This window comes from Pseudovibrio sp. Ad5, from assembly GCF_001623095.1.
Classification (GTDB): domain Bacteria; phylum Pseudomonadota; class Alphaproteobacteria; order Rhizobiales; family Stappiaceae; genus Pseudovibrio.
In genome coordinates this window covers 222308-248001 of the sequence record NZ_LMCH01000064.1, presented here as the reverse complement: position 1 = coordinate 248001, position 25694 = coordinate 222308, and the positions used below count along the sequence as shown (strand labels likewise).

25 protein-coding genes and 1 riboswitch are annotated in these 25694 nt (G+C 52.5%); of the genes, 7 read left to right on the top strand and 18 right to left on the bottom strand.

Annotated elements, in window-relative coordinates:
• Positions 1–22: 22 nt before the first annotated feature.
• From PsAD5_RS22530 to PsAD5_RS22505, 6 genes are all read right to left on the bottom strand, one after another.
• Entirely contained in the window at positions 23–1207 is a 1185-nt protein-coding gene (locus PsAD5_RS22530) for a glycosyltransferase family 61 protein (RefSeq protein WP_063293746.1), read from the bottom strand.
• Positions 1208–1395: 188 nt separating this feature from the next.
• Complete coding sequence (gene gcvPB / locus PsAD5_RS22525; RefSeq protein ID WP_063293745.1) at positions 1396–2985, bottom strand: aminomethyl-transferring glycine dehydrogenase subunit GcvPB; 1590 nt, start codon at positions 2983–2985, stop codon at positions 1396–1398.
• Positions 2982–4331 (bottom strand): aminomethyl-transferring glycine dehydrogenase subunit GcvPA, encoded by a 1350-nt coding sequence (gene gcvPA, locus PsAD5_RS22520; protein WP_063293744.1) that lies wholly within the window; start codon positions 4329–4331, stop codon positions 2982–2984. Before gcvPA ends, gcvPB begins: the two co-directional genes overlap by 4 nt.
• Positions 4332–4498: 167 nt before the next feature.
• Positions 4499–4870, bottom strand: a complete 372-nt coding sequence (gcvH, locus tag PsAD5_RS22515) for a glycine cleavage system protein GcvH (protein ID WP_057462902.1) — start codon at positions 4868–4870, stop codon at positions 4499–4501.
• A 69-nt stretch (positions 4871–4939) separates the two neighbouring features.
• Complete coding sequence (gcvT, locus tag PsAD5_RS22510) at positions 4940–6082, bottom strand: glycine cleavage system aminomethyltransferase GcvT (RefSeq protein ID WP_063287218.1); 1143 nt, start codon at positions 6080–6082, stop codon at positions 4940–4942.
• A 199-nt stretch (positions 6083–6281) separates the two neighbouring features.
• Positions 6282–6376: riboswitch (glycine riboswitch) on the bottom strand.
• A 120-nt stretch (positions 6377–6496) separates the two neighbouring features.
• Entirely contained in the window at positions 6497–7084 is a 588-nt protein-coding gene (locus PsAD5_RS22505; RefSeq protein ID WP_057462917.1) for a hypothetical protein, read from the bottom strand.
• A 210-nt stretch (positions 7085–7294) separates the two neighbouring features.
• On the opposite strand from PsAD5_RS22505, the gene ispH reads away from it, so the two are divergent.
• From ispH to PsAD5_RS27725, 5 genes are all read left to right on the top strand, one after another.
• A complete protein-coding gene (ispH, locus tag PsAD5_RS22500; RefSeq protein ID WP_193757735.1) occupies positions 7295–8290 on the top strand; it encodes a 4-hydroxy-3-methylbut-2-enyl diphosphate reductase in 996 nt (331 codons plus the stop codon).
• Between the two features lie 2 nt (positions 8291–8292).
• The gene (locus PsAD5_RS22495; RefSeq protein ID WP_057462905.1) at positions 8293–9258 is read left to right on the top strand and encodes a homoserine kinase; all 966 of its coding nucleotides are present in this window, start codon (positions 8293–8295) and stop codon (positions 9256–9258) included.
• Complete coding sequence (gene rnhA, locus PsAD5_RS22490; RefSeq protein WP_057462906.1) at positions 9255–9707, top strand: ribonuclease HI; 453 nt, start codon at positions 9255–9257, stop codon at positions 9705–9707. The genes PsAD5_RS22495 and rnhA overlap by 4 nt, the downstream gene beginning before the upstream one ends.
• Before the next feature lie 23 nt (positions 9708–9730).
• Complete coding sequence (locus PsAD5_RS22485) at positions 9731–10660, top strand: diacylglycerol/lipid kinase family protein (RefSeq protein ID WP_063293743.1); 930 nt, start codon at positions 9731–9733, stop codon at positions 10658–10660.
• Positions 10661–10924: 264 nt separating this feature from the next.
• Positions 10925–11209: a PilZ domain-containing protein gene (locus PsAD5_RS27725; RefSeq protein ID WP_082830975.1), complete on the top strand. Its 285-nt coding sequence runs from the start codon at positions 10925–10927 to the stop codon at positions 11207–11209.
• Between the two features lie 23 nt (positions 11210–11232).
• Here the strand turns inward: PsAD5_RS27725 and PsAD5_RS22475 are convergent, their stop codons facing one another.
• The 6 genes from PsAD5_RS22475 to PsAD5_RS22450 all read right to left on the bottom strand — a co-directional run bounded on the left by PsAD5_RS22475 (position 11233) and on the right by PsAD5_RS22450 (position 19655).
• Positions 11233–12291: a D-alanyl-D-alanine carboxypeptidase family protein gene (locus PsAD5_RS22475; protein WP_063293741.1), complete on the bottom strand. Its 1059-nt coding sequence runs from the start codon at positions 12289–12291 to the stop codon at positions 11233–11235.
• Positions 12292–12490: 199 nt separating this feature from the next.
• Positions 12491–15379 (bottom strand): EAL domain-containing protein, encoded by a 2889-nt coding sequence (locus tag PsAD5_RS22470; protein ID WP_063287212.1) that lies wholly within the window; start codon positions 15377–15379, stop codon positions 12491–12493.
• Between the two features lie 102 nt (positions 15380–15481).
• Positions 15482–16129 (bottom strand): GNAT family N-acetyltransferase, encoded by a 648-nt coding sequence (locus PsAD5_RS22465; RefSeq protein WP_063293740.1) that lies wholly within the window; start codon positions 16127–16129, stop codon positions 15482–15484.
• Positions 16130–16193: 64 nt separating this feature from the next.
• Positions 16194–17465, bottom strand: coding sequence for a M16 family metallopeptidase (locus PsAD5_RS22460; RefSeq protein WP_063293739.1), 1272 nt, complete (start codon positions 17463–17465; stop codon positions 16194–16196).
• Positions 17465–18871 carry a threonine synthase gene (gene thrC / locus PsAD5_RS22455; protein ID WP_063293738.1) on the bottom strand — a complete coding sequence of 469 codons (1407 nt, stop codon included), beginning with the start codon at positions 18869–18871 and terminating at the stop codon, positions 17465–17467. Before thrC ends, PsAD5_RS22460 begins: the two co-directional genes overlap by 1 nt.
• A gap of 190 nt (positions 18872–19061) precedes the next feature.
• Positions 19062–19655: a YqgE/AlgH family protein gene (locus PsAD5_RS22450; protein WP_063293737.1), complete on the bottom strand. Its 594-nt coding sequence runs from the start codon at positions 19653–19655 to the stop codon at positions 19062–19064.
• A gap of 192 nt (positions 19656–19847) precedes the next feature.
• Here PsAD5_RS22450 and PsAD5_RS22445 point away from each other — a divergent pair, with 192 nt between their 5' ends.
• Together PsAD5_RS22445 and PsAD5_RS22440 are read left to right on the top strand one after the other, a co-directional pair.
• The gene (locus PsAD5_RS22445) at positions 19848–20705 is read left to right on the top strand and encodes a protein-disulfide reductase DsbD domain-containing protein (protein WP_063293736.1); all 858 of its coding nucleotides are present in this window, start codon (positions 19848–19850) and stop codon (positions 20703–20705) included.
• A gap of 140 nt (positions 20706–20845) precedes the next feature.
• Complete coding sequence (locus PsAD5_RS22440) at positions 20846–21331, top strand: peroxiredoxin (RefSeq protein WP_057462915.1); 486 nt, start codon at positions 20846–20848, stop codon at positions 21329–21331.
• 52 nt (positions 21332–21383) lie between these two features.
• Here the strand turns inward: PsAD5_RS22440 and PsAD5_RS22435 are convergent, their stop codons facing one another.
• From PsAD5_RS22435 to PsAD5_RS22415, 6 genes are all read right to left on the bottom strand, one after another.
• A complete protein-coding gene (locus tag PsAD5_RS22435) occupies positions 21384–22331 on the bottom strand; it encodes an SURF1 family protein (protein WP_208988761.1) in 948 nt (315 codons plus the stop codon).
• A 127-nt stretch (positions 22332–22458) separates the two neighbouring features.
• The gene (locus tag PsAD5_RS22430; protein ID WP_208981727.1) at positions 22459–22854 is read right to left on the bottom strand and encodes a DUF983 domain-containing protein; all 396 of its coding nucleotides are present in this window, start codon (positions 22852–22854) and stop codon (positions 22459–22461) included.
• Positions 22855–22997: 143 nt separating this feature from the next.
• Positions 22998–23876 carry a cytochrome c oxidase subunit 3 gene (locus PsAD5_RS22425; RefSeq protein ID WP_063293734.1) on the bottom strand — a complete coding sequence of 293 codons (879 nt, stop codon included), beginning with the start codon at positions 23874–23876 and terminating at the stop codon, positions 22998–23000.
• Positions 23877–23934: 58 nt separating this feature from the next.
• Complete coding sequence (locus tag PsAD5_RS22420; protein WP_063287205.1) at positions 23935–24558, bottom strand: cytochrome c oxidase assembly protein; 624 nt, start codon at positions 24556–24558, stop codon at positions 23935–23937.
• A 9-nt stretch (positions 24559–24567) separates the two neighbouring features.
• A complete protein-coding gene (locus PsAD5_RS28095; RefSeq protein ID WP_193757736.1) occupies positions 24568–24723 on the bottom strand; it encodes a hypothetical protein in 156 nt (51 codons plus the stop codon).
• Positions 24724–24746: 23 nt separating this feature from the next.
• A complete protein-coding gene (locus tag PsAD5_RS22415) occupies positions 24747–25679 on the bottom strand; it encodes a heme o synthase (protein WP_063287204.1) in 933 nt (310 codons plus the stop codon).
• Positions 25680–25694 lie beyond the last annotated feature (15 nt).

Here is a 25694-nt window from a genome sequence, read left to right as displayed (position 1 = left end):
TGCCTGCAATGCCCAAGTCGGTTTAGGCGAGTTCCAAAGCATCAACTTCGTGCAGGATCTGTCCGATTGCGTTTTGAGACAGAGAGAAGTGTTGGTGCGCCCCGCTCTTTTCTCCAATAACCGGCGCGTATCTTAGTCCCCGTACATGTGCGAGCCATGCATAAGCACTCTGGACGTAATCTGCAGGGAAGATCTCAATCAGCTTGCCGCCTGCTTGTGTGAACAGCAGGTTTGTCAGCCCTGCGCCGTGGGTTCCAACGATGATCCTGGCGTTGTTGAAGAGTTCTACCTGCTCTTTGTGGCTTAGTTTGCCGGGAATGATGCTTTGAAAACCCCGTGCCTCCAACTGCTCTTTGAGTGACTTCTCGTTCACTATTCGGCGTGTTTTTGCATCATCCCGCGCGATATAGAGCCTTGTGGCTGGCGTCTTGTGCATATCAAGTTGGTATGCAGCCAGATAATGCGTTGCGACCATAGATGCTGCCTGCTCGCTGGCTGGGACTCTGTATTCGCAGTTCATCGCTGGTGTGCAGTGAAACAACGTCTTGCAATGGATGCGTTCGTTCGCTTTGCACTCTTCCAGGCTGAGGAGAGGCGTCTCTTGAGCCAGACGCGCGTAAAACTCTTTCTGAAACTCTGGGAGATTTTCCCGAAGCAGTATTTTCAGCGGGAATGTCAGCGGCCCCAGTTGCTCTAGCAGAAACAGAAGCGGGAAGGCTACATCGCACAGGAAGTGGTAGTAGTGCCGATGACCCGCGGCCATGCCAAGCATGTTGATGGCTGCAGTCTGGATCGTCCTGTCCTTTAAACGCGCAAACCGCATGGTGTTGGGTGCTGCAGCTTCTATCTGGCGATGCTGCGCCTTTAAGACTGTTGCTCCGGTGCTGCCGAGGACCAGTGCATCAACGAGCTTATACATCCTGAGCTGCGTGTGACCGGCAGGTGTGATTGGCAAAGGATAGCGGCTTTGCTCCAATGCGCCGTGTTCTTCAAAAAACGCCTGCACCTCTTGCGGCAGCGCACGAGAGCTGCGCTCATCAACGGTTAGCAGGTGCTCATTTGGGGCGAGCCTTGGGTTTGCATTGTCTGGAAAGAAGTTGTTTCGATCACCGATGGTCGGGAAGGTTCTGGCAAGGGTTGATTGCACCCGGAACCGAAGTTGCCGACTTGTTGGCAGCCAACTGCGCCATTTAGGTGCCTTACGCATCCCCCACCTCACCCGTTTTATCTGCTAAGCACGAATGACCGTATACCGGGCAGGACACTGCCAGTATCCGCATATTCTGATCAATCAATATCCATGGGCATCGGTATGGGCATGGATTGGGCCGCACAGAAAAAAGCCCGGCGTCTTTTTCAAGAGCCGGGCTATAAGTTTTTACAGAAAGCTCGTTGTTACGCGAGTTCTGGTTCCACCTTGGTTGGTTCTGGAGCCACCCATTTTAGGATTGGTTTACGCGCAGCCGCTGTTTCATCCAGACGACGGCGCGGAGCCAGGAACGGAGCACCCTCGAAGCGGTCTTTTTCGCCTGCTTTTGCACTCATCACCAGATCGCGCATGGTTGCGACGAACAGGTCCAGAGAAGCGCGGCTTTCGCTTTCGGTTGGTTCGATCAACATTGCACCACTTACGACCAGTGGGAAGTACATGGTCATTGGGTGGTAGCCTTCGTCGATCATCGCTTTTGCGAAGTCGAGCGTGGAAACACCAGTATCATTCAGGAAGCTGTCATCAAACAGAACTTCGTGCATGCATGGCTTTACACCGAATGGCAGGGTCATCAGGTCCTGCAGGCCAACGCGGACGTAGTTGGCGTTCAACACAGCATCTTCAGATGCCTGCTTGAGGCCATCAGAGCCGTGAGACTGCATGTAAGACAGCGCGCGTACATACATGCCCATCTGACCGAAGAATGCGGTCATACGGCCAAATGGCTGTTCACCGTCCTTCAACTGATCGGTTGTCTCAACAATTTCCAGCTCATCGCCATTTTTGCGGATGAATGGAAGCGGTGCGTATGGTGCCAGACGATCAGACAGAACAACCGGACCAGAACCTGGGCCACCACCGCCATGCGGCGTGGAGAAGGTTTTGTGCAGGTTGATGTGCATGGCGTCAATACCAAGATCACCCGGCTTTGCCTTACCAACAATCGCGTTGAAGTTTGCGCCATCACAGTAGAAGTAGCCACCAGCTTCATGGATTGCGTTTGCAATCTCAATCACTTCTGGCTCAAACAGTCCACAGGTGTTCGGGTTGGTGAGCATAAGCGCTGCCACCTGACCTGCGTGGGCTTCGATCTTTTCGATCACAGCTTCCACGGCCACTGTGCCGTCTTCACGTGCCGGGATGGACACAACCTTGTAGCCAACCAGTGCAGCGGTTGCCGGGTTGGTGCCGTGAGCACTTTCCGGAACCAGAACGACGGAGCGTTCTTCACCTTTGGCTGCAATTGCGTGCTTGATAGACATCATACCGCACTGCTCACCGTGAGCACCAGCTTTCGGGCTCATGGCCACAGCGTTGGTACCGGTAAGTTCCATCAGCCAGTCAGCCAGCTCAGAGATCAGCTCGAAAGCACCCGGAACTGTGGAGATTGGCTGCAGTGGGTGAATGTCAGCAAAGCCCGGCAGACGCGCCATCTTTTCGTTAAGGCGCGGGTTATGCTTCATGGTGCAGGAACCCAGTGGGTACAGGCCTGAATCAATCGCATAGTTGTTGCGGGACATGCGGACGTAGTGGCGCATGGTTTCTGGCTCGGACAGAGCTGGAAGCTCTACCGGCTCAGAACGCATGTGGTTACCGAGGCGTGGAACGAAGTCCATTGGCTCGTCAAGGTCTACACCACAGTTGTCCATGTGGCCGATCTCAAAGATGAGCGGCTCTTCCATGTCCAATGCTTTGTTGCCCGTAAAGGTCTGGTGCGGCATTGGGGGGCCAGCTTCACCAGCACGTGTTGGACGTCCCTGATGGTTCATAGTCATGCCAGCACCTCCTTCAGAGCCTGCGCGTAGGCTGCACGGTCCTCATCGGTGTTCACTTCTGTGCTTGCAACAACGATAAGGTTGTCGATATCACCACCGGATTTGTCCAGACGGCAAACAGGAACACCGCCCAGAACACCCTTTGCAGCAAGAGCTTCAATCACGTCATGTGCATTCTTTGGCGTGCGAATTGTGAACTCGTTGAAGTACGCGGAGTTCAGCACTTCAACACCCTCAACCGCGGAAAGAGCATCTGCCAGTGCAACTGCGCTCATGTGGTTGATGCGAGCAAGGCGTGCAAGGCCTTTGCCGCCCAACAAGGTCATGTGGATGGTGAACGCCAAGGAACACAGACCGGAGTTGGTGCAGATGTTGGAAGTCGCTTTGTCACGACGGATGTGCTGCTCACGGGTGGAGAGGGTTAACACGAAACCGCGCTTGCCTTCTGCATCCGTTGTTTCACCACAAACACGACCCGGCATGTTGCGGATGTATTTCTGGCGGGTTGCAAACAGACCAACGTAAGGGCCACCGAAGGTGAGCGGGTTACCGATGGACTGGCCTTCGCCAACCACGATGTCCGCGCCCTGAGCACCTGGGCTTTCCAGAAGGCCGAGGGAAACAACTTCAGTGAACACTGCGATCAACAGAGCTTTGTGCTTGTGCGCTTTTTCTGCAATCGGTTTCAGATCGATCAGCTGGCCGTAGAAGGACGGAGACTGAACCACCACACAGGAGGTTTCGTCGTCGATCTGTGCCAGAATATCTTCTGTACCAGTTGGGTCTGCCGGCAGGGCCGCAACAGATGCACCAGGCAGCTTTGCAGAAACACCTTCGACCACTTCGCGGTACTGCGGATGCAGGCCACCGGAAAGAACCGCTTTTTTCTTGCGGGTTACACGGTGCGCCATCAACACAGCTTCAGCAGTGCCGGTAGATCCATCGTACATGGACGCGTTGGCGACTTCCATCCCAGTCAGGTTTGCCACCTGTGTCTGGAATTCGAAGAGTGCCTGAAGCGTGCCCTGTGTGATTTCTGGCTGATACGGGGTGTAGCTTGTCAGAAATTCAGAACGCTGGATCAGATGATCAACCGTTGCTGGCACGTGGTGTTTGTACGCCCCTGCCCCAACGAAGAACGGTAGAGATCCGGCACTGACATTCTTGTTCGCCATTGCGCTGAGCTGGCGCTCAACTTGCATTTCGGTCTTGCGACGCGGCAAGGTTGTCAGTTCTTCAAGGCGAACGGCCTCTGGGATATCGGCAAACAGCTCATCGATTGAGTCTACGCCGATACGCGCCAGCATGTCGGCGCGGTCGTTGTCTGAAAGCGGAAGATACCGCATGTTCTCTCTCCATCAGATTGTCTGATGCACATTGCAGCAAAAGCGAACAGGGCTTTTGCCATTTCCTGCCATGCGGCTGTCGTGCATGGCAGGTGATGAACGGCTTTTGGCTTATTGCGTATTCTTATTCCGAAAACCGGTCGGGCTTTTCGGGAGTACGCTTTGCCTTAAAGCGTTTCTACAAATGCTTTGTAGTCAGCTTCGCTCATCAGGGCTTCTAGCTGTGCAGCATTCCCGAGCTTCATTTTGAAGAACCATGCAGCGCCTTCTGGGTCTTCATTCACTTTTGCAGGCTCATCAACGAGCAGTTCGTTGCCTTCAACGATCTCACCATCGAGCGGCGCATATACTTCAGATGCAGCTTTCACGGATTCCACAACAGCAACTTCATCGTCCTGATCGACGGTTTTGCCGTTTTCTGGCAGTTCGACGAACACAACATCGCCCAGCTGGCTCTGTGCGAACTCAGTGATACCGACGGTTACTACGTCTCCCTCAACCTTCAGCCACTCGTGGTCTTTTGTGAAATATGTGCTCATTTAAGCGTTCCCTACACTGTCGTTTGTCGATTGAAATGTGATTGGGGCAGCCCGCTGCCCTCACCGGAATTATTTTGGTTTGCGGTAGTAGCGCTGCGCTACAAACGGCATCTCAGCAACCTTGGCAGGAAGCGCGCGGCCACGGACCACAAGCTCTAATTCTGTGCCAATTTCCGCCAGATTAGACGGGACATAGCCCATCGCAACTGGTGCGCCGAGAGTTGGCCCATAACCGCCAGATGTGACGCGGCCAATAATTTCTTCTGTACCCGGGACGCGGATTTCCGCGCCTTCACGTGCTGGTGCACGGCCTTCAAGCAGCAAGCCTACACGAAGATTTTCGGTGCCTTCAGCCAGCTGTTTCAGCACACGTTCACCACCTGGGAAATCACCTGCTTCTTTGCGGCGCTTCTGCATGCAGAAGGTGATATTGCCTTCAACAGGTGTGGTGTTTTCGTCGATGTCGTGACCATAAAGGCAAAGACCTGCTTCAAGACGCAGGCTGTCACGAGCGCCAAGCCCGATGGATTCAACGCGCTCATCTGCGAGCAGCGCTTTTGCAACTGCTTCAGCAGCGCCAGCCGGAATGGAAATCTCATAGCCATCTTCGCCAGTGTACCCTGAGCGGGAGGCGATAACGGAGATGCCGTCAAATTCCAGAGGACGCGCTTCCATGAAGCCCATTTCTGCGGCTTCTGGTGCGTGCAGCGCCATTACTTCAGCAGCTTTTGGACCTTGGATTGCGATCAAAGCGCGATCTTCAACGATCTCAAGCTTTACGTTTTCTGGAAGGGCTGCTGCGATGATTTTATAGTCGTTGTCTTTACATGCAGCATTTACGACAAGCATGAGGCGACCATCGTCTTCGCTCGCCAAAGGACGAGAGACCATGAGGTCATCAATGATGCAGCCGTTGTCGTTGAGCAGAACGGTGTAACGCTGTTTGCCCGGCTTCAGTTCCTTCATGTTGGAAGGAACAAGTGTTTCCAGAGCAGCAGCAGTGGTTGCATGGTCTGGGCCTACGAGCCAAGCCTGCCCCATGTGAGACACATCAAAGAGGCCTGCGCTTTCACGTGTGAAGAGGTGTTCTTTCATCACGCCAAGCGGGAACTGCACTGGCATATCATAACCAGCGAACGGCACCATTTTAGCGCCAAGCTCTACATGAAGATCGAAAAGCGGTGTTTTTAGCAGGTCTGCAGCTTCAGCCATATGGTCCCCTCAGACAGTGGCGTACACATCAACGACCATTCCAAAGTCGCGGAATGATCGAGTACGCCCCCTCTGTCTCGAGAACCTGAGAGATTTCCCACGCTGGCAGCTACAAGAACCAGAATGGTTACTCCTTCGGTGAGAGCCTTAACATGCGATCCAACAGGATTGCGTGCTCGGCACTGCTTTCCAGAGTGTTGCTTACTGTGCGGTCCTTTTGCCTGAGAGTTTCCGGGGCGGTTGCTCCTTCGGCGATAACCCAATGGGTGGCTTATTCTCTCCCGCACAGCTCTAACACGCGCCAGCCCTCCTCAGACCGGCGAATGTATTCCCCCTAAACGACTGCAACGTGTCATTCAAGAAGGCTGGCGCGACACTATGACGCCAAGCTGTAATCACTTACTAACCTATTTTTTACTTTTCGTCGAATCCAAAGACAACATTTTGTCCCGGTTCATTCGGAAGGATAATATTTTCTTCCACAAATGCCCATGTCGCAGACGGTGATCCGGCCCCTAAAGTGACAGGAACGCTGAAGAGTTTGGAGTAGATTGTTTTTTCTCCGCCATCCACACCTTGTGTGACTGCTACACGCACAGGAAGCAAAATTTCGCCGCCTTTCCAGGTTGGACCGGGTGTAATGTTGCCAGCGATGCCTAATTTCATCGCGGAATTCTGACCGGACTTTTTACAAGTACGCGCCCAATCCCTGATGATGGCCTGATAGCTCAGATTCTCAGGCGTCTTTTCTTTTCCGCGCGGGTACACCGTCAGGATGGTTGTTCCTGAAAGCTCCTGCAAAGCGGGGCATAAGGCTGGCGCCTGAAGAACGGACAGATCAAAGGTCTTCTCAGTTGCAGGCGGGTTTGTAGAGGAAGCTTCCAGCTCGTTGTCCGATGACATAAAGCTGCCGCAACCTGCCAGTGAAGCACCAAGTGCTGCCAGAAGAATTGCCCGGCCTGTGTTTTTGAGCAGTGATTTTGCCAATAAATTGCCCACCATACGAATCCCAAATTTACCTGCAGTTTTTGTTTCTATATCAGCCACAAACGCAAATGGCGAGATACATCAGGCACCTGAAACACAGTAGAGGAAGCTGACAGGCTGAATATTGGAGAAAATCAGCCCTTGATGCCCGATTAAAAACTCTTTTTCTTGACAGAGGCAGTCAACATCCTTCAATTGCTCAAAGTCAAAACTCAGGAATACATCATGCAGGTTACGCCGACCACAAAGGCACCGATCAAAATTCTTCTTTGCGCTCCACGTGGCTTTTGTGCCGGTGTTGATCGCGCGATCCAGATCGTCGACCTCGCTCTCGAGAAATACGGTGCTCCTGTTTATGTGCGCCACGAGATCGTTCACAATAAGTATGTGGTTGAATCTCTGCGCAACAAAGGTGCTGTTTTTGTTGAGGAATTAGATGAGATCCCGGTAGACGACCGTCCCGTTATTTTTTCTGCACACGGTGTACCGAAATCTGTGCCAGAGGCTGCGCGACTGCGTAATCTGTTCTTCCTTGATGCGACCTGTCCGCTGGTTTCCAAGGTGCACAAAGAAGCTATTTTGCATGACAGGCGTGAGCGCGAAATTCTGCTGATCGGTCATAAAGGCCATCCGGAAGTTGTTGGCACCATGGGTCAGCTGCCGCGTGGACGTGTCTCCCTTATTGAGACAGCAGAGGATGCCCGCCAGTTTAAACCGAAGACCGACCGGCAATTGGCGTGGATTTCTCAGACGACTCTTTCTGTTGATGACACAGAAGAGATTGTCAAAATTCTTGAAGAACGCTTCCCGACCATTGCGAAGCCTCACAAGGATGACATCTGTTACGCAACAACCAATCGCCAGCATGCTGTGAAGGAAATTGCACCTAAGTGCGATGCGATGATTGTTGTTGGTGCACCAAACTCCTCCAACTCCAAGCGCCTGCGCGAAGTTGGTGAGAGAGCAGGTTGTGACAAGGCTTTCCTCATTCAGCGAGCCTCCGAGATCTTCTGGGATGATTTTGAAGGTGCGAAAACAATCGGTATCACCGCCGGTGCGTCTGCCCCTGAAATCCTTGTTGAAGAAATTGTTGAATCCTTCCGTGAGCATTATGATGTGACACTGGAAACCGTTACAACTGCTGAAGAAGACATTTCATTCAATCTACCGAAAGAGTTACGGACCGCTGCCGCGCCTAGCGGAACAAGTCCGGCTGAATAGTTATGGCTGTATATACCGATGTTTCCGATGAAGAGCTGGGCGCTTTCATCGACCGTTTCAACATTGGCAATCTGCTCTCTTACAAGGGCATTGCTGAAGGTGTCGAGAACTCCAACTATCTGGTTCATACGGAGACGGGTTATTACATCCTGACGCTCTACGAAAAACGCGTTAATCCTGATGATTTGCCGTTTTTTCTGGGGCTGATGCAGCATCTTGCCAATAATGGCCTGAACTGCCCTACTCCGCTTATTGACCGTGACGGGCAGATGCTTGGCGAGCTTGCGGGACGTCCTGCGGCCATGGTTACATTCCTTGATGGTATGTGGGTTCGTAAGCCTCAACTGGTGCATTGCGCGGAGCTCGGTAAAGGCATGGCGCGGATGCATCTGGCAGGCGCTGACTTTGAGATCAAGCGACCAAACTCTCTGAGTGTTGATGGTTGGGCACCTTTGCTGGATGCCAGCCGTGAGCGTGCGCATGAAGTGAAGGTTGGCCTTGCAGAAGAGCTGACTGCGGAACTGGATGAGCTACAGGCACTGTGGCCGAAAGAACTGCCAAACGGTGTTATTCATGCTGACCTATTCCCGGACAATGTGTTTTATCTGGGCAAAGAACTTTCCGGTCTGATCGACTTCTACTTTGCTTGTAATGATGCCTTTGCCTATGACGTGGCAATCTGCATCAATGCCTGGTGCTTTGAGCCGGATGGCATGTTCAACGTCACGAAAGCGCGGGCATTGCTGGAAGGTTATCGCAGTGTGCGCCCGTTCAGCGAGCTTGAATTCGACAACCTACCTTTGCTGTGTCGTGGTGCAGCGCTGCGCTTCCTGCTGACCCGTCTTTACGACTGGCTGTCTGTGCCGGAAGGTGCGCTTGTTGTTCCGAAAGATCCACTTGAATACCTGCATAAACTCAGGTTCCATCGTGGCGTATCCAATGCGAGTGCATACGGGCTGGATAAATGACCGATACCAAACGTGTTGAGACATGGACTGATGGAGCTTGCTCCGGCAACCCGGGACCTGGTGGCTGGGGCGTGCTGCTACGCTTTGGCGAGCATGAAAAAGAATTGTGCGGTGGCGAGCCTGATACAACCAACAACCGCATGGAGTTGATGGCAGCCATTCAGGCTCTTGATTCCCTGAAGCGCTCTTGTGCCGTCGATCTTTACACCGACAGTTCCTATGTGAAAAACGGCATTACGCAGTGGATGCATAACTGGAAGCGCAAGGGCTGGCGGACTGCTTCCAACTCACCCGTTAAAAACGCTGATTTATGGCAACTGCTGGATACGGCAGCACAACGGCATGATGTTGCGTGGCACTGGATCAAAGGTCATGCCGGGCACGAAGAAAACGAACGTGCTGATGAGCTTGCCCGCAAGGGTATGAAACCCTTTCAGAAATCCAAGTAAGTCGGGAAGGCAAGGTCAGGTTTATGGAAAACCAGCTTCCCCACTCTCGGCCGGAAGAGGCGAAAAAGAAATCACGCAAAGCCAAGCGTGTGCTTATTCTTGCCAATCCGACCGCGACATCTTTCCGTTTTCAAAACATCACAGAGATTGTGCAATGCCTTGAAGACGCCGGGATGAAGGTGGAGCTGAAACTCACCAGCCGTGCAAGCGAGATCGCTGAGACTTGCACGGACCCTGACCTAAACACAGATATTCTGGCTGTTGCTGGTGGGGATGCCTCTGTGAGTGAGGCTGCTTCTGCTTTGCTGGGGCGCGGAATGAAACCGCATCTGGCGATTATTCCGTTGGGCACCGCAAATGTACTTGCTCATGAACTGAGTGTGCCGAGTACGCCGCAAGAGATTGCCAAGACCATCATCGCAGGCAAGACGAAGAAACTGCACAATGGGTTTGCCAATGGACGCCCTTTCTTCCTTTCCACGTCAACCGGCTTTGATGCAGAAGTGGTGCATGTTGTACCTCTGCGTCTGAAGCGACGTTACGGTCGGTTTGCTTATCTCTTCATTGCGGCCCAACTGGCATTTTCGCGCCGCAAAGGCAGCTTTAAAGTGCGGGCAGACGATGAAGAGCTGCAGTGCGCTATGGCCTTGATCACCAATGGCCGCTACTACGCTGGTAAACACCTCGTGGTGCCTGATGCGTCCATTCTGGAGAAGAAACTGCATCTACTGGTCTTTAAAGAGGACGGGGTGTGGGCGCTCTTCAAATACGCATGCCGCTTACTTACTGGCAGCGTCGCAAAATCCCGTAATATTGAGTGCAAGGCAATCAGAACTGCCCGCATAGATGCCTATCGCGCAGCGGCAGTTCAAATCGACGGAGAGCCATTTGGCGGCACACCGCTTGAGGTTTCTGTTGGCGACTGTGAATTGACGATTATTTCTGGAAAATAGAACAGCCCTTCCCTTTCACAATCCACTTGATGGTTACAGCCTCAAATTTACGTAGTGCTTCCCGCAGGTTACAGTCAACCTGTACGCTCAGCATATTTAGAGCCGAAATTTTCTCAATTTCCTTCATGATATGAATAACTTAGGCTGAGACGATAGGCCGCTCGCACGTTAACATCTGCGCAATATATAATTGATAATGCGTATATCAGTTTTCCAAACTAATGATTCTAGTTATCGCATATTGATGTAAGGGTCGGCGGTCTCATGATACCTCGTCCGAAACTTTTAGAAATAGAAAACCGAGACTATAAACGGCATGCCTGTCATTGGCCCGCTGTTCTGCTTACGGATAATTTCAACCGATCCTGCGTGATTGAAGACATCAGCAACGGTGGTTGTCGGCTGCTGATCAATACCGGAAAGCTCGTGTCCGGTGACACGGTGAAAATTCAGGTGCCAGCCCGCAAACTTTCCTTCAGCGGCAAGGTCGTCTGGCTGCATTGCGAAGAAGCCGGCATCAAGTTCACTTCCAAGCCTGCCAAACTCTGACATGTGGCAGGCATTGCAACAAGTTACTTTGGCTTTGGATAGGGTAGCGGGCCGCTAAAACCCACAGCAGCCTTCCAAGTGCGGATGCTATGGCTTTTGTGCTTCACCGCCGCCTTCAGGTAACTCTTGTTTCTGCCGATCCCCATCGGATAGCGCTTGTTTTGCTGCGCCTCATAGGCTGCACTTTGGCTGCTACACACCCGTTTGCGCATATTTTCAGGTTGACGATGCAGATCGTTAGCAATTTCATTCAGTTGCAAACCATTGGGTGTCAGTTCACCAGTCATTGCCTCAGTCAGGAGTTTAGCTGCTCTTTCGCTGCGCTCCCGCCCCGTCGTCGCACCAAGAACGACGGCCATAAAGCGTTGCCCGCCACGATCTGTAAGTGCAACGATATTGCGGCCAGATGAACAGACAAAACCTGTCTTCATGCCGACTGTGCCCGGCAGTCGTGTCAGCAACTCATTGTAAGATTTGATTTCGGCACCATCAATGAACACTTTTGATGTGGCGAACACGTCCCGGTATTGAGGGAAGCGCAGATAGACTTCGCTCGCCAAAATGGCCAGATCACGTGCGGATGTTTGCTGAGTGGGCTCGAACAAACCGTTGGCATTGACAAAGTGGCTTGCGGTCATCCCAAGACGTTGCGCGGTGGCATTCATGCGCTGCGCGAATGCATCTTCACTCCCCGCAACACTTTCAGCCAGTGCCACTGCGACATCATTGGCTGATCCAACGAGCACTGCAAAAAGCGCATCCTGCAGTGTCATGACGCTTCCAACCTCCAAGCCGGACTTCAATGAGTCCTGCCTCATCGCCCAAGGGGACATCACCACTGACGTTTCAAGGTCGACCTCTCTGTTGGCAAGAGCCTCAAAGGTTACGAGAGCGGTCATCAACTTGGTTGTTGAAGCGGGATACCATGGATCGCCTGCATCTTCAGCGTACAGGACTTTTTGAGTGTCGAGGTTCAACACCAGCGATGGCGTGGCGCTTGCCGGTGTTAGGGTACTGGATGTAACCAGAAACAAACCCAAAGCGACGTGTAGTTTTCGACACGCATTACCAAAACAAAACATGCAGCTAATAATCTCAGATAGGGAAAAGAGAGCTCAAATAGATGCTCTTAGAAAATTGCCTCGAGTATGTCATCGCCAGAGTTATTCAGTGGAAACTTGGCGGAGAAAGATCAATTTTTCTCCAGCTCCGCTGCAAAGGCCACATGGTTACAATTTTCCATTGCAACCATGCAGAGCCTTTCTAACTTACCTGCTCGTATCAGCTTTGGTTGTTGCGGCCCTGCTGGGCGAACTGCTCTTTGAGCATGCGGCCTGCTTCAGCAGCACGCATGGGCTGGCCGAAGTGGAAACCCTGCACGTATTCGCAACCAAGCTGGAACAGCTCCAGTGCATCTGACTCAGTCTCAGCACCTTCCGCAACCACTTCCATACCAAGGTCATGCCCCAGCGCTACGATGGTACGCAGGATGACCGGACGAGCGCTTTGGCCGTTAGGACGGACGAAGGACTGATCGATCTTGATGGTGTCGAACTGGAAGCGCTGGAGGTAGCTCAGGGATGAATAGCCTGTACCGAAATCATCCAGAGACAGACCAGCGCCCAGACCTTTCAGGCGCTCAAGAACCTGCACGGAGAATTCCGGATTCTGCATGACCAGAGATTCAGTCAGCTCCAGTTTCAAAGAGCCCGGTGTCAGCGCTGTGCGTGCCAGAACTGCTTTCACGTCGTTAATGAGGTCCGGCTTCAACAGCTGGCGAGAAGAGATGTTGACGGAGACAAACAGCGGTAGTGCGTGTTTGAACTCGCGCTGCCATTGAGCAAGCTGACGAGCACCTTTCTCCATCACACGCAGGCCAAGCTCGTTGATCAGGCCGCTTTGTTCAGCAACTGGAATGAACTCGGATGGTGGGATCAGGCCGCGGCTTGGATGTTCCCAGCGCGCCAATGCTTCGAAGCCCGCTGTCGTCTTGTCAGACAGACGTACGATTGGCTGGAAGAAAACCTTGATCTCGTCTTTTTCAAGAGCAGAACGTAGATCGTTGTCCAACGCGAGCGTGTTGCTTGCCACTGGCTTCAGCGTTGGGCGGAAGATCTCGATGCGGTCACCGCCGAGGCGCTTGGCGTGGTTGAGTGCGATCTCCGCGTCGCGCATCAGGTCGGTTGCTTTTTCAGGGCCACCATCAAAGATGGAAGCACCGATGGATGCTGTCAGGAACACTTCCTGATCACCGAAGGTGACTGGTGTGCGTAAAGACTTGCGCAGTTCATCTGCAAAGGACGCGATGCGTGTTGCGTCCTGCTCGGAGATCATCAGCACTGCGAAGGTATCTGCTGAAATGCGAGACAGAGAGTCCTGCGGTTTGATCAGACGAGAGAGACGGCGTGCAGCGGTGAGCAGCATGGAATCGCCAGCTGTCTGACCTATGCTGTCGTTGACTTGCTTGAAGCGGTCGAGATCGATCAGGATGACAGTCGGGTTGCCATTGCCTTCTGCTCTGGAGCGAGCGAGCGCAGCAACGAGGCGGTCCATAAATAGTTCGCGGTTTGGCAGGCCGGTCAGGTTGTCGTGCACGGCATCATGCATCAAACGCTCTTCAGCGGTTTTCTGAGAGGTGATGTCGAGCAGCGTACCAACGCAGCGGATCACTTCACCATCAGATCCGAGCACCGGACGGGCGCGCATTTTGAACCAGCGGTAATGGCCATCTTCACCACGGAGGCGGAACGCCTGATTAACGCGGCCACGACGATGATCAATCACGGCGTCCAATGTGCCGCGGAACAAGTCACGGTCCTGCGGGTGCAGAATTTCGAGCCAGAGGCGGGCTGGTCCGTCCAGAAGACCTGGCTTGATGCCCAGAGCTTCTTCCAAGCCACCGCTGGTGTGGATCTTGTCCCGGTCGACGTCCCAATCCCAGATGATGTCGCCAGAGCCTGTCAGCGCCAGAGCCCGGCGTTCGACATCGCTCATCACACTGTGGGAGAGACCAGACCCTGCAAAGGCGTGCTGCATGACGGTGAAACCGAGCAGCAGAACGAAGAGAACGAGGCCACCTGCCAGCGCTGGCTGCACCAGATCACTTTGCAACATGCCTGTGGTTGCCATCCACGCAGCGAACAGCCATGCGAGGAACAGGAACCATGTCGGCAGCAGCATAATCGCGCGTTCGAACCCACGAACGGTGAGCATCAGGATGACACCGAAGCCAGCGATTGCCACACCACCCATCAGGATACGGGAGATACCAGCTGCAATGGTTGGATCCCAAAGCGCTAAGCCAAACAAGCTGAGCACAGTGATGAACAAGCCGATTGCAAGGTGCGTATAATGGATGTGCCAGCGGCTGAGGCCGAGATAGGCGTAAAGGAAGACCACAAGCGCGGCTGTGAGACTGATTTCCGCCACCGCTCGATAAAGCTGATCATCCCCCAGCGTTCGCCCGAAGACGAGATTCCAAAAACCGAAGTCGATACATAAATAAACAAGAACAGCCCATGCCAGAGCCGCAGTTGCCGGGAAGAGAACCGTTCCCTTCACCACAAACAAGATAGTGAGGAACAGCGCCAAGAGGCCAGCAATACCAAGTACGATACCGCGGTAAAGCGTGTAAGCGTTGATGTTGTCTTTGTAAGCTTCTGGTTTCCAGAGGCGGAGTTCCGGCAGGCTTGGGGTGTTGACCTCCGCGATGAAGGTCACATTCGCACCCGGATCTAGCGTGATGCGGTAAATATCTGCTTCTGTGCTGCGCTCGCGAATTGGTGGGATGCCCTGACTAGGTGTCAAAGACACGATGCGGCGCTGACCAAGGTCCGGCACCAGTACACCGCCGCCAGTCATCTTGTAGTAAGGTGCAACAAGCAAGCGGTCGATCTGCTCCTCCCCCGGATTGGAGAGCGCGAACACAGCCCAAGAGCTGGCAGTATCGTCAATGGAGCGCACTTCGATGCGTCTGACGATGCCATCTGAGTCTGGAGCGGTGGATACCTGAATGCTTTTGCTGGTGTTGGGATAGATATCGACGGAGCTGGTCAGATCGAGTGCATCAACGTCCTTGGGGACGACAATCGCCTCCAAAGCTAAGGCTTGTGACGCAACCACAATGAGCAGGAGAGCGCTTAACAGAACAGCCTGAATAACGTTCTGCATGCGCTGACAATAAGTCCCTGACACCGGCTTCTCCACGATAACGAAAAATTAACTGAATTCCTTGCCAAGATCATTACATCGTCAAGGCGCCAGTTTCATGGTTCAAGCATGTGTTACAGGCAATTTATCCCCATCTGCCTCTGATTGTGGCAGGACTTTGGCTGGTATAGGCGCAGAATCCCGGATTTTGCCAAACAAAATATGGTCTTGCCACATTCCGTTTATGAATAAATACGAGGGTGCAAAGCCCAGTTCAGAGAATCCAACCTTCATTAAGAGCGCTCTGGAGACCTCATTTGAAGGCAGACAGGCTGCTTCGATGCGGTGCAAGTGTAAATCATTGAAGCAGAAACAACAGACGCGCTGAACGGCCTCTTTCATAAAGCCATTGCCGGCAAAGGAAGCTCCCATCCAGTACCCAAGCGAGGTTGCCTGTGCGACACCACGACGGACGTTGGAAAGGTTCAAACCACCTATCAACTCGTCGGTATCCCGGTTGAACAGAAAAAACGGGTAGTGAGAGCCTTCGCGGATGTTGCGATTGTAACGCCGGATGCGTTTTCGGAAGGCAGCTTTTGTCAGATCATCTGCCGGCCACGTGGGTTCCCACGGCTGCAGGAAGGCTCTGCTTTGAGCTCGCAGATCAGACCACTGCGCGTAATCCGCCATGGATGGCGCACGTAAATACAGTCGGCCTGTGGTCAATGTCGCAAGAGATTGGGGAGATGTGCTTGTTTTGAAAAATGACACAGCTTCTCTCCCCTCTTAATCAGAGCTCCATTATGCAAAAAGCATTACCTGAATTGCAATAGGCTTATGCTTTGATCCCTGCCAAACGCTCTTTTAGCTCAGCATAATTTAGCATAGGTGCCTTTGGTCCAACCTTCACATATGTAGGGTTGTCAGAGGCAAACAGCCTTTCTGCCAAGATCTGTACGCGGTCAGCCGACACAACATTGAGGCGGCGTTCCAGTTCTTCCAGCGCGACGGGATGACCGTAGATCATCACCTGACGGGCGATCTGGCCCGCACGTGCTGCCGGGCTTTCCAATGCCATCAGCAATCCGGATCGCAGCTGCGCTTTGGCGCGGGACACTTCCTTTTCGGTCACGCCCTTGGCAATTTCTTTCAGCTGTTCCACCAGCACTTCGGTCAGTTCTGCGGCATCTTCCGGTCCGGTTGCGGCATGAACACCAAAGAAGCCGGTATCCGCGAAAGCCCAATGGAAGGCATAGACAGAATAGCATAGACCGCGCTTTTCGCGCACTTCCTGGAAGAGGCGCGATGACATGCCGCCGCCGAGGATCGAGGCAAGCACCTGCACAGCATAGTAGTCTTCATGCTCGTATGGCAGGCCTTCAAAACCGAGGATGACCTGCAACTCCTGCAGTTCACGCTCAATGGAGCCTTCACCGCCGACATATTGCGCTACATAGTCTTCATCCGGTGCAGCATTCGACAGTTTTGAGAAGCTGGCTTCAGCCAGTTCTACGAGCGCTTCATGATCGACTGCACCAGCAGCAGCAAGCACCATATCGGATGCTGTGTACTTGCGCGCGACATACTGACGGATGGCATCCGCAGAAAAGCCGGTGACAGTTTCAGGCGTACCAAGAATTGGGCGACCGAGTGGCTGGTCCGGCCATGCGGTTTCCAGAAGCACATCAAATACCTGGTCATCAGGCATGTCTTGTGCTGCGCCAATTTCTTGAAGGATTACGTGTTTTTCGCGAGCAAGCTCTTCAGGGTCAATGATGGAATCCTGAAGGATGTCGGAGAGAATATCCAAACCCAAAGGTGCATCATCTGCCAAGGTGCGCACATAGTAATTTGTATGTTCAACACTTGTGGAGGCATTCATCTCGCCGCCAACGGCTTCGATTTCCTCTGCAATTTCGCGGGCATTGCGCTTGCTGGTGCCCTTGAATGCCATGTGCTCCAGAAGGTGGGTGATGCCGTTTTCATGCTCACCTTCAGAGCGAGAGCCAGCTTTCACCCATACCCCAAGAGCTGTTGTCTTGAGGTATTCCATTTGATCAGTAACTACAGTCAGGCCATTTTCTAATTTTGTTAGTTTGACCGCCATTAAACGCCTGCTTTCACGGCACGTGCATTGCCTTCAACGAATTTCGCAATTTCCTGCGCATCTGCTGGCAGAACGGAAAACTTCTCTTCACGTTCCATCAGGTCAGCAAGATGAGCTGGCAGGTCAGGATGAATACCTGATGCACTTTCTACTGCCGCTGGGAATTTTGCCGGGTGTGCTGTCGACAGCACGATCATCGGGGTAACACCATCATTGTGCTCTTCGGAGACATGGATCGCGACCGCGGTATGCGGGTCAAGCAAATAACCACTTTCCTTGAGCGTGTCCGTGATGGTCTGAGCTGTTTCTTCTTCGCTTGCGCGACCTGCTGAGAACTTCTCTTTGATAAAACCTAGGGCTTTTTCCGAGAGAGTGAAGCCACCGGACTGTTTGAGGCTGTCCATCTGAGCTTTAACAGTTGCACTGTCTTCGCCGTTTGCAGCAAACAGCAGACGCTCGAAATTGGACGACACCTGAATGTCCATGGACGGTGCAGTGGTTGCTACAACGCCGCGCATTTCATAGCGGCCTGTGTCCAGAGTACGGGCCAGAATATCGTTGGTGTTGGTCGCGATCACCAGCTTTTCAATTGGCAGCCCCATCTGAGCTGCCACATAACCTGCAAACACGTCACCAAAGTTGCCAGTCGGTACTGTGAAGGACACTTTGCGATGTGGAGCACCCAGAGACACTGCGGAGGTGAAGTAATACACCACCTGAGCAACAATGCGTGCCCAGTTGATGGAGTTTACACCCGACAGGCCTACGCGCTCGCGGAAGGAGAAATCGTTGAAGAGGTCTTTCAGGATGCCCTGACAATCATCAAAGTTGCCTTTGACAGCTAGGGCATGAATGTTGTCTTCCTTGGAGGTGGTCATCTGGCGCTGTTGAACAGGTGAGACACGCCCTTCAGGGAACAGAATGAAGACGTCTGTTCGGTCGCGGCCACGGAATGCTTCAATTGCAGCGCCGCCCGTGTCGCCTGAAGTGGCGCCAACGATGGTTGCGCGGGCACTTTTTTGAGTGAGCACATAATCCATCAAGCGGCCGAGTAGCTGCATTGCAACATCTTTGAACGCAAGGGTCGGGCCGTGGAAGAGTTCCAGCACGTAGGTGTTGGGAGCAGTTTGGACGAGCGGCGCGACAGCCTTATGCGAGAAGCTGGCATAGGCTTCCTCGATCATTTTTTTCAGGTCGTCATGCGGAATGGAGTCGCCAACGAACGGGGCGATGACCTTAAGAGCGACGTCGCTGTAAGGCTTTCCAGCAAATCCTGAAATTTCCTCAGTAGATAATTGCGGGAACTCTTTTGGTAGATACAAACCGCCGTCGCGTGCCAACCCCGTGAGCAGCACCTCAGAAAAGTTGAGTTCTGGTGCATCGCCGCGCGTACTTACATATCTCACCGTTACATCCCTTCTCGCTCAACCTGAATCAGGGCATTTTAGTGCCATACCCCATTGGTATTTCTCAGGTTTTTAGCCGGAATCTGAAATTAGATTCCCAAAACTGTCGCATTTGCGTTTCAAGTGCGCACAGGGAAATAGCAGAAATTGTAGGAAGTTGCACGGCGAAATCTCGTTTAGGCACGTAAGATCATGCGTGGCCAATGTCGCTGGACAACATCCCAGGATCAATCCCAAGAATATCAAGCGCGTTGTGCCACTTCTGATCGCCCTCTCCTTCAAAGATCAATGAGGGATCTGTTTGACACGTCAGCCAACCATTTGCCTGTAATTCCGTTTCAAGCTGTCCTGGCGCCCAGCCAGCATAACCCAATGCCAACAATGACTTCTTAGGGCCTTTGCCTGCTGCGATGGCGCGCAAAACTTCGACCGTGGCGGTTAGGACAACGCCGTCTTCAATCTTGAGGCTCGTCTCCTCCAGAAAATAGTCGTCTGAATGAAGGACAAAACCGCGACCAGCATCAACTGGCCCACCGCGATAGACTTTGCGTTCAGAAATATCGATTGCCAGCGGATCATCATTTTCGTCTTCGACGATATTCAGTTGACCCAAAAGTTGCCCAAATGTGATGTTAGGGGCCGGCTGATTGAGCACAATCCCCATCGCTCCCTCTTCGGAGTGAGCACACACGTAGATGACGGAATGGGCAAAACGGCCATCCTCCATAGTGGGCATGGCAATGAGATATTGTCCGTCAATGTAACCCGGTTTTTCACCAGACATGTTGGGGGCGCTCTCCTCATGCTTCAAACGGATTGCCTCAGTTCAGTGTAGAGGCAATTATATTATAGGTACTCACGGATTTTTCCGGTGATCAATGATCAGTGGAAAAAAGGTGAGATTGTTCACGGATCATTGATTGTCTGAGAGGCAATCTTAATGGGAATTTGAAAAGGGACCGTTTAAATAGACTCTATGATTTCTAGATTCTTCAAATCGACCCTCATCGCTGCTGCGGTGCTCTCCGCCTCTGTTTCAAGCGCCTTGTCATCAAGTGTGTCTGAATGGGTTATTGTTCAAGGCGGTGCAGTTCGCCTTTTACGTGCGAGCGAGCCTAACACCGATGGCCTCTATCGCGGCGGGATTGAATTTCGCCTTGAAGAAGGCTGGCACACATACTGGAGATATCCAGGTGAAGCCGGTATTCCGACAGAAGCTAGCTTTGTTAATTCAGTCAATATAGCTAGCGCGGAGCTGATGTTCCCTGCGCCGAAGGCTTACTCTGACGGATTTTCCACATCTCTGATCTATTCAGACAAGGTGCTGCTGCCTTTGCTGATTAAGCGCATGGATGACGGACGCCCGGCCATTTTGAATGCAAACCTGACCTTTGGCATCTGCAAAGACATTTGTATCCCAGGACAGGCCGAGGTCTCTCTCGTCTTTCCTGCGGCCACGATGAAAGATGATGTTGCCGACAAACTGGTCAATGATGCCTTTGCGCAGGTTCCAATTACGCAAGGCGACATGCCGAGCTTGTTTCCAGAGATAAAAATCACCGGAGAAGGCAAGGACCGCACTGTAAACATCAGCGCGAAAATCTCCTCCAAGGACAAATCGCCGGAGCTCTTCATTGAAGGGCCTGCAGGTTCTTATCATGGAGTACCCAAGCTGACTTCTGTGAAAAAAGGTAGGGCGCACTGGACTATGTCCTATATTGGACTGCCAGAAGATGTGAGCGACATTGAACTCCGCCTTACATTGGTGACCAAGGATGGTGCTTTTGAGGAAACGCAAAGTGTTTCAGTTCCTCAGGCCAGCGCTTCGAAATAAGCTTGTTTACGGGCTTTAGTTGTATTTGCGAAATAGAGAGCTCGCAGCTACAACTGAAGCCCGTTTCTTTTTAGATGCAGACCTCTGATTGAGATGTCTGTTATGTTGTGATCAGCAAAAGCAAATTGGGGGAACTTTCCATGGTCATTCAAGTAGGCGAAAAACTGCCAAGCGTTACATTCAAAACCATGAGTGCCGACGGGCCAGTGGATGCGACCAGTGAAGAGCTGTTCGCCGGCAAAACCGTAGTTCTGTTCGCAGTTCCTGGCGCTTTCACGCCAACCTGCCACCTGAACCACCTGCCGGGTTTCATCGACAATGCAGAAGCCATCAAGGCAAAAGGCGTTGAAACAATTGCTGTTGTTTCGGTGAACGACGCGTTTGTTATGGGTGCCTGGGCGCGCGACACGCGCGCTGATGACAAGATCCTCTTTCTTGCTGATGGCAGCGCTGATTTTACCAAGGCAGTTGGCCTTGAGCTTGACGCAAGCGCCTTTGGAATGGGCATCCGCTCCAAGCGCTATTCTATGATCGTGAAAGATGGCGTGCTGGCTTCTCTGAATATTGAAGAAGCTCCGGGAGAAGCAACGATCTCCTCTGCTGAGAACATTCTTTCTCAGCTATAAAGCAAGCTGTCCAAGAACGTTTAAGGGGAGCCATGCTCCCCTTTTTTGTAGTCTATCGCTGAAATTTATTTCGCTTGCGCCGTGCTGCGTCAGATATCATGCGGAAGCGATCAGCCTTCCGTTTTTCCTCTTCCGCATCAAAATCATCGTCGTCTTCATCATCGTCCTCTTCATTCTCAGAAGAGACCTTGCCTCGATCCAGCCATGCCTTGATCAGGAAGGCAAAGTAGACGCCGACCAGAGTGAGCGCCAGACCTGCCCATGTGAAGGCATACTGCAGGTGATTGTTCGAGAACGTCATACGGGTCTCACCCGCTTGCGGCAGGTCACCAGCAACGCTCACTGTCTCCTGAAGGTCAATCGTGTAGGGTGCGGTCTGATCCGGCAGCAATCCCATAGCTTCAGCCATCGCCTTTGGCTCGCGCACATACCACACATTGGTCTTCTGGTTTGGTTCTGCGGAGAACATGCTCGCCACTTCAGCTCTGCGGGCAAGGCCGGTTATGGTTATTTGCCCACGCGGTGGAGCTGAGCCCAAACGTGTGCTGAACTCTTTACGATCAATTGGAACAAAGCCACGATTGACCAAAACGTTCCAGCCGTCATTCGTGATGAAGGGTGCGTAGACAAAATACCCCTGCCCGCCCAGTGGGCCTTTCGGCTTGGTTAGAGTATCAAAGTAGTACAGCTCGCCGATAATGAACTGGCCAGACAGCTCAACAGGCATATAGTCGATTTCGTCGCTCGACATATCCTCCCAGGTTGCCGGGCCGGGCGCTGCAACAGCAGGTTCAGTCGCCCGCACTTCAGCGCGCGCAATCAACGCCACCTTTTCATCCAGACGATTGAACTGCCACAAACTCAGATTGGCTAGAATAGCTAGCCCAACTGCAGCACACAGGTGCAAGATCCAATAGCGCTTGAGAAATGCAACTAACCCAGGCTTTGCTACTGCATCCTCAGCATCAGTGTCGTCATGTTCCATTTGATCATCTGTCACGGTGTTATCTTTGTTTTTTCTCGTGTTGCAATGAGTGTGTTCAGGAACTGGTTCAGGTTCCTCATGCCAGGCGACATCGTTTTTTCGCGCAGGCTTTGAATCAGATGAAGCATCGCCAATCTCCCTTTCAGCGATCATCAAGCTTTCCTTCCGCTGCATTGTTCTTGTACTGCAATGCAATCAACAGGCCTTTGAGTATGCGCAGAAGCGTCACACTCAACACCACAGTCACGGGTGCCCAGATAATCAAATGCAGCCAGAGTGGAGGTTCGTACGCAAACTCAACGAACAAAACACCACCAACAAGAATAAACCCCAGAATGAGAATGACAAAGACTGCAGGTCCGTCTCCAGAATCTGCAAAGTCATAGGAAAGACCGCATCTGGAACAGGACACACGCAGGTTTAGCAGGCCCTGAAACAATGGCCCTTCCCCGCACCGTGGACATTTTCCGCGAAGACCAGCTGAAAATGGATTGGCAGGAAGGCCAAGATAAGCCTTTGTCTTCTTCCTCTCACTCATGTGAAGCCTCGGATACACAGGTGACTTTGAACGCTCGTAAGGCACCTAGGTCATATACATATAGAAAAGGCGGCTTGCGCCGCCCTTATCTTTTTTCGTTTTTCGTCTGAATTCCAGACCCACTCTTGGCTAATGCCGCAAGCTTAGCCGCCCCAGATGTAAACGGATGCAAACAGGAACAGCCAAACCACATCCACAAAGTGCCAGTACCAGGCTGCCGCTTCAAAGCCGAAGTGCTTGGTGGTGGAGAAGTGGCCTGCCAGTGCACGGAACAAACACACAGCGAGGAAGATGGTGCCCACGATCACGTGGAAGCCATGGAACCCTGTCGCCATGAAGAAGGTTGCGCCATAGATGTTCTCTGAGAAGCCGAAGGCTGCATGAGAGTATTCGTAGGCCTGACAGATGGTGAAGATCACACCCAGAACAACTGTCGCGATCAGACCCCATTTCAGGCCATCACGGTCCCCATGAACCAGCGCGTGGTGTGCCCATGTTACTGTTGTACCAGACAGAAGCAGGATCAATGTGTTCAACAGTGGCAGGTGCCACGGATCGAAGGTTTCGATACCTTGTGGAGGCCAAACACCGCCAGTGTGCTCGACACGGCCAAACTGCGCAGCTTCACCCGCGAACAGGGATGCATCAAAGAAGGCCCAGAACCATGCAACGAAGAACATAACTTCGGACAGGATGAACAGCAGCATGCCGTAGCGCAGGTGCAAGGATACAACGCGTGTATGGTGCCCTTCGCGAGATTCCTTAACCGTGTCACGCCACCACATAAACATGGTGTAAAGAACGATACCAAGACCAATTGCAAACAGGCCCCAACCGTTCAGCGTAAAGCCAACGGTTGTTTCGCCATCAGCGTTGCTCAGAAATGAGAAGCTTACGCCGCCCTCACTCATGCGCATGAATACAATCGCGCCGATTGCCATAACCAGCGCCCCAACTGACCCAACAAATGGCCATGGGCTTGGCTCGATAATGTGATAATCGTGGTTTTTAACACCAGCCATATCTTTCTCCCCATTTCAAAAAAGGTCGCTTCTGCAAAAGGCAGATCCGTCTCGCAACCTAAAGCTTGTCAGTGGCCGCGTCGCTTGGAGAAGCCACTGCAGCTGTTTCTTCCTCGCCGTCTTTCGGCAATTCAAAGAATGTGTAGGACAAGGTGATTTCCTTGATATTCTTCAGGCTCTCGTCCTTGTCCAGTTCCGGATCGATGAAAAACACGACCGGCATATCAATCGATTCTCCTGCTTCAAGCGGTTGCTCGGTAAAGCAGAAGCAATCAATTTTGTTGAAGTAGCCCCCGACTTCGAAAGGCGCCACGTTAAACGTGGAAGTCCCGGTAGAAACCTGCTGCGCGAGGCTTTGGGCCTCGTACATAATCTCGGTCATCTGGCCCAGCTTCACGCGGACTTTCTTTTGTTTTGGTTTGAAATCCCAATCCAGACCCGGAGCGACGTTGGCGTCAAAGCTCACGATGATCTCACGATCAAGGATCGTATCGGATGCCTCTTCTGCTCGCTGTGTGGTGCCGCCATAGCCCGTCACTTGACAGAAGAGCTGATAAAGCGGGACAGCTGCAAAGGACAAACCAACCATTCCAAAGAACACGCCCCCGCAAATCACAGCGACGGTAGCGTTGCTGCGGTTTACTTTGGCTTGTTCTGCTGTTTTTGGTTTTTGATCAGTCATTTGCGTCTCTTACAGTGGACGATCCATGATGCCCGGACCGAGCTTCACGATGGTGATCACATAAAACATAGCAACAAGAACGCCGAGTGTGACTGCAAGAGCCACTGAACGTCCGCGGCGGGTCTTGACTTGCTCTTCAGAAAGAACTGCTTTTTGCTTGCTCATTTTCTTCTCTTTCCAGTTATGCGTTAGACCAGACCAATCATGTTCTCAGCGAGCAACCCAGCAAAAATCAGCATGAGATAGAACAAAGAGAACTTGAAGAGAGACATTGCTGTTTTCTTGGCTGCATCACCCTCGCGCACTCTCCAGACACGGATTGCATAACCGAGGAACACCAAGCCAAGGATGGCTGAACCAACACCATAAAACACCGAGGCAAAGCCTAGGAAGTACGGTGCCATGCCAACTGGTAGCAACAGCAAAGAATACAAAACGATTTGGTGACGGGTCGCGGTTTCGCCTGCGACGACCGGCAACATTGGGACGCCAGCAGCCTGATAGTCGCCGTTTTTAACCAGCGCCAAGGCCCAGAAGTGTGGAGGTGTCCAGGTGAAGGTGATCATGAACAGTGCGATGCTGACCAGCGTTACGTCACCTGTAACAGCTGCCCAGCCGACCATTGGCGGAAGCGCGCCAGCTGCACCTCCGATAACGATGTTTTGCGGCGTGCTGCGCTTGAGCCACATTGTGTAGATGACCACGTAAAAGAAGATCGTGAACGCCAGCAGACCAGCGGCCATCCAGTTTGCCACCAGACCGAGGGTCAGAACAGAACCGAAGGACAGAACCATGCCAAAAGCAAAGGCTTCCTGACGTGTGATTTTGCCTGCCGGGATCGGGCGCTTTTTAGTGCGGGACATGACAGCATCAATGTCTGCATCCCACCACATGTTCAGCGCACCAGATGCACCACCACCAATGGCGATGCAAAGAATAGAAATGAAGCTGAGGACCGGGTGCTGATTACCCGGAGCCATGACCAGACCAACAGCTGCTGTGAACACAACAAGAGACATTACCCGCGGCTTGAGCAGCGCGATGTAATCAGAAACGCTTCCACGACCACCAAGATCGGTTGCGTCCTCGTGAAGTCCTTGTGTCTGTTCCAGCATTGTCATGCCTGTACCTCTGTC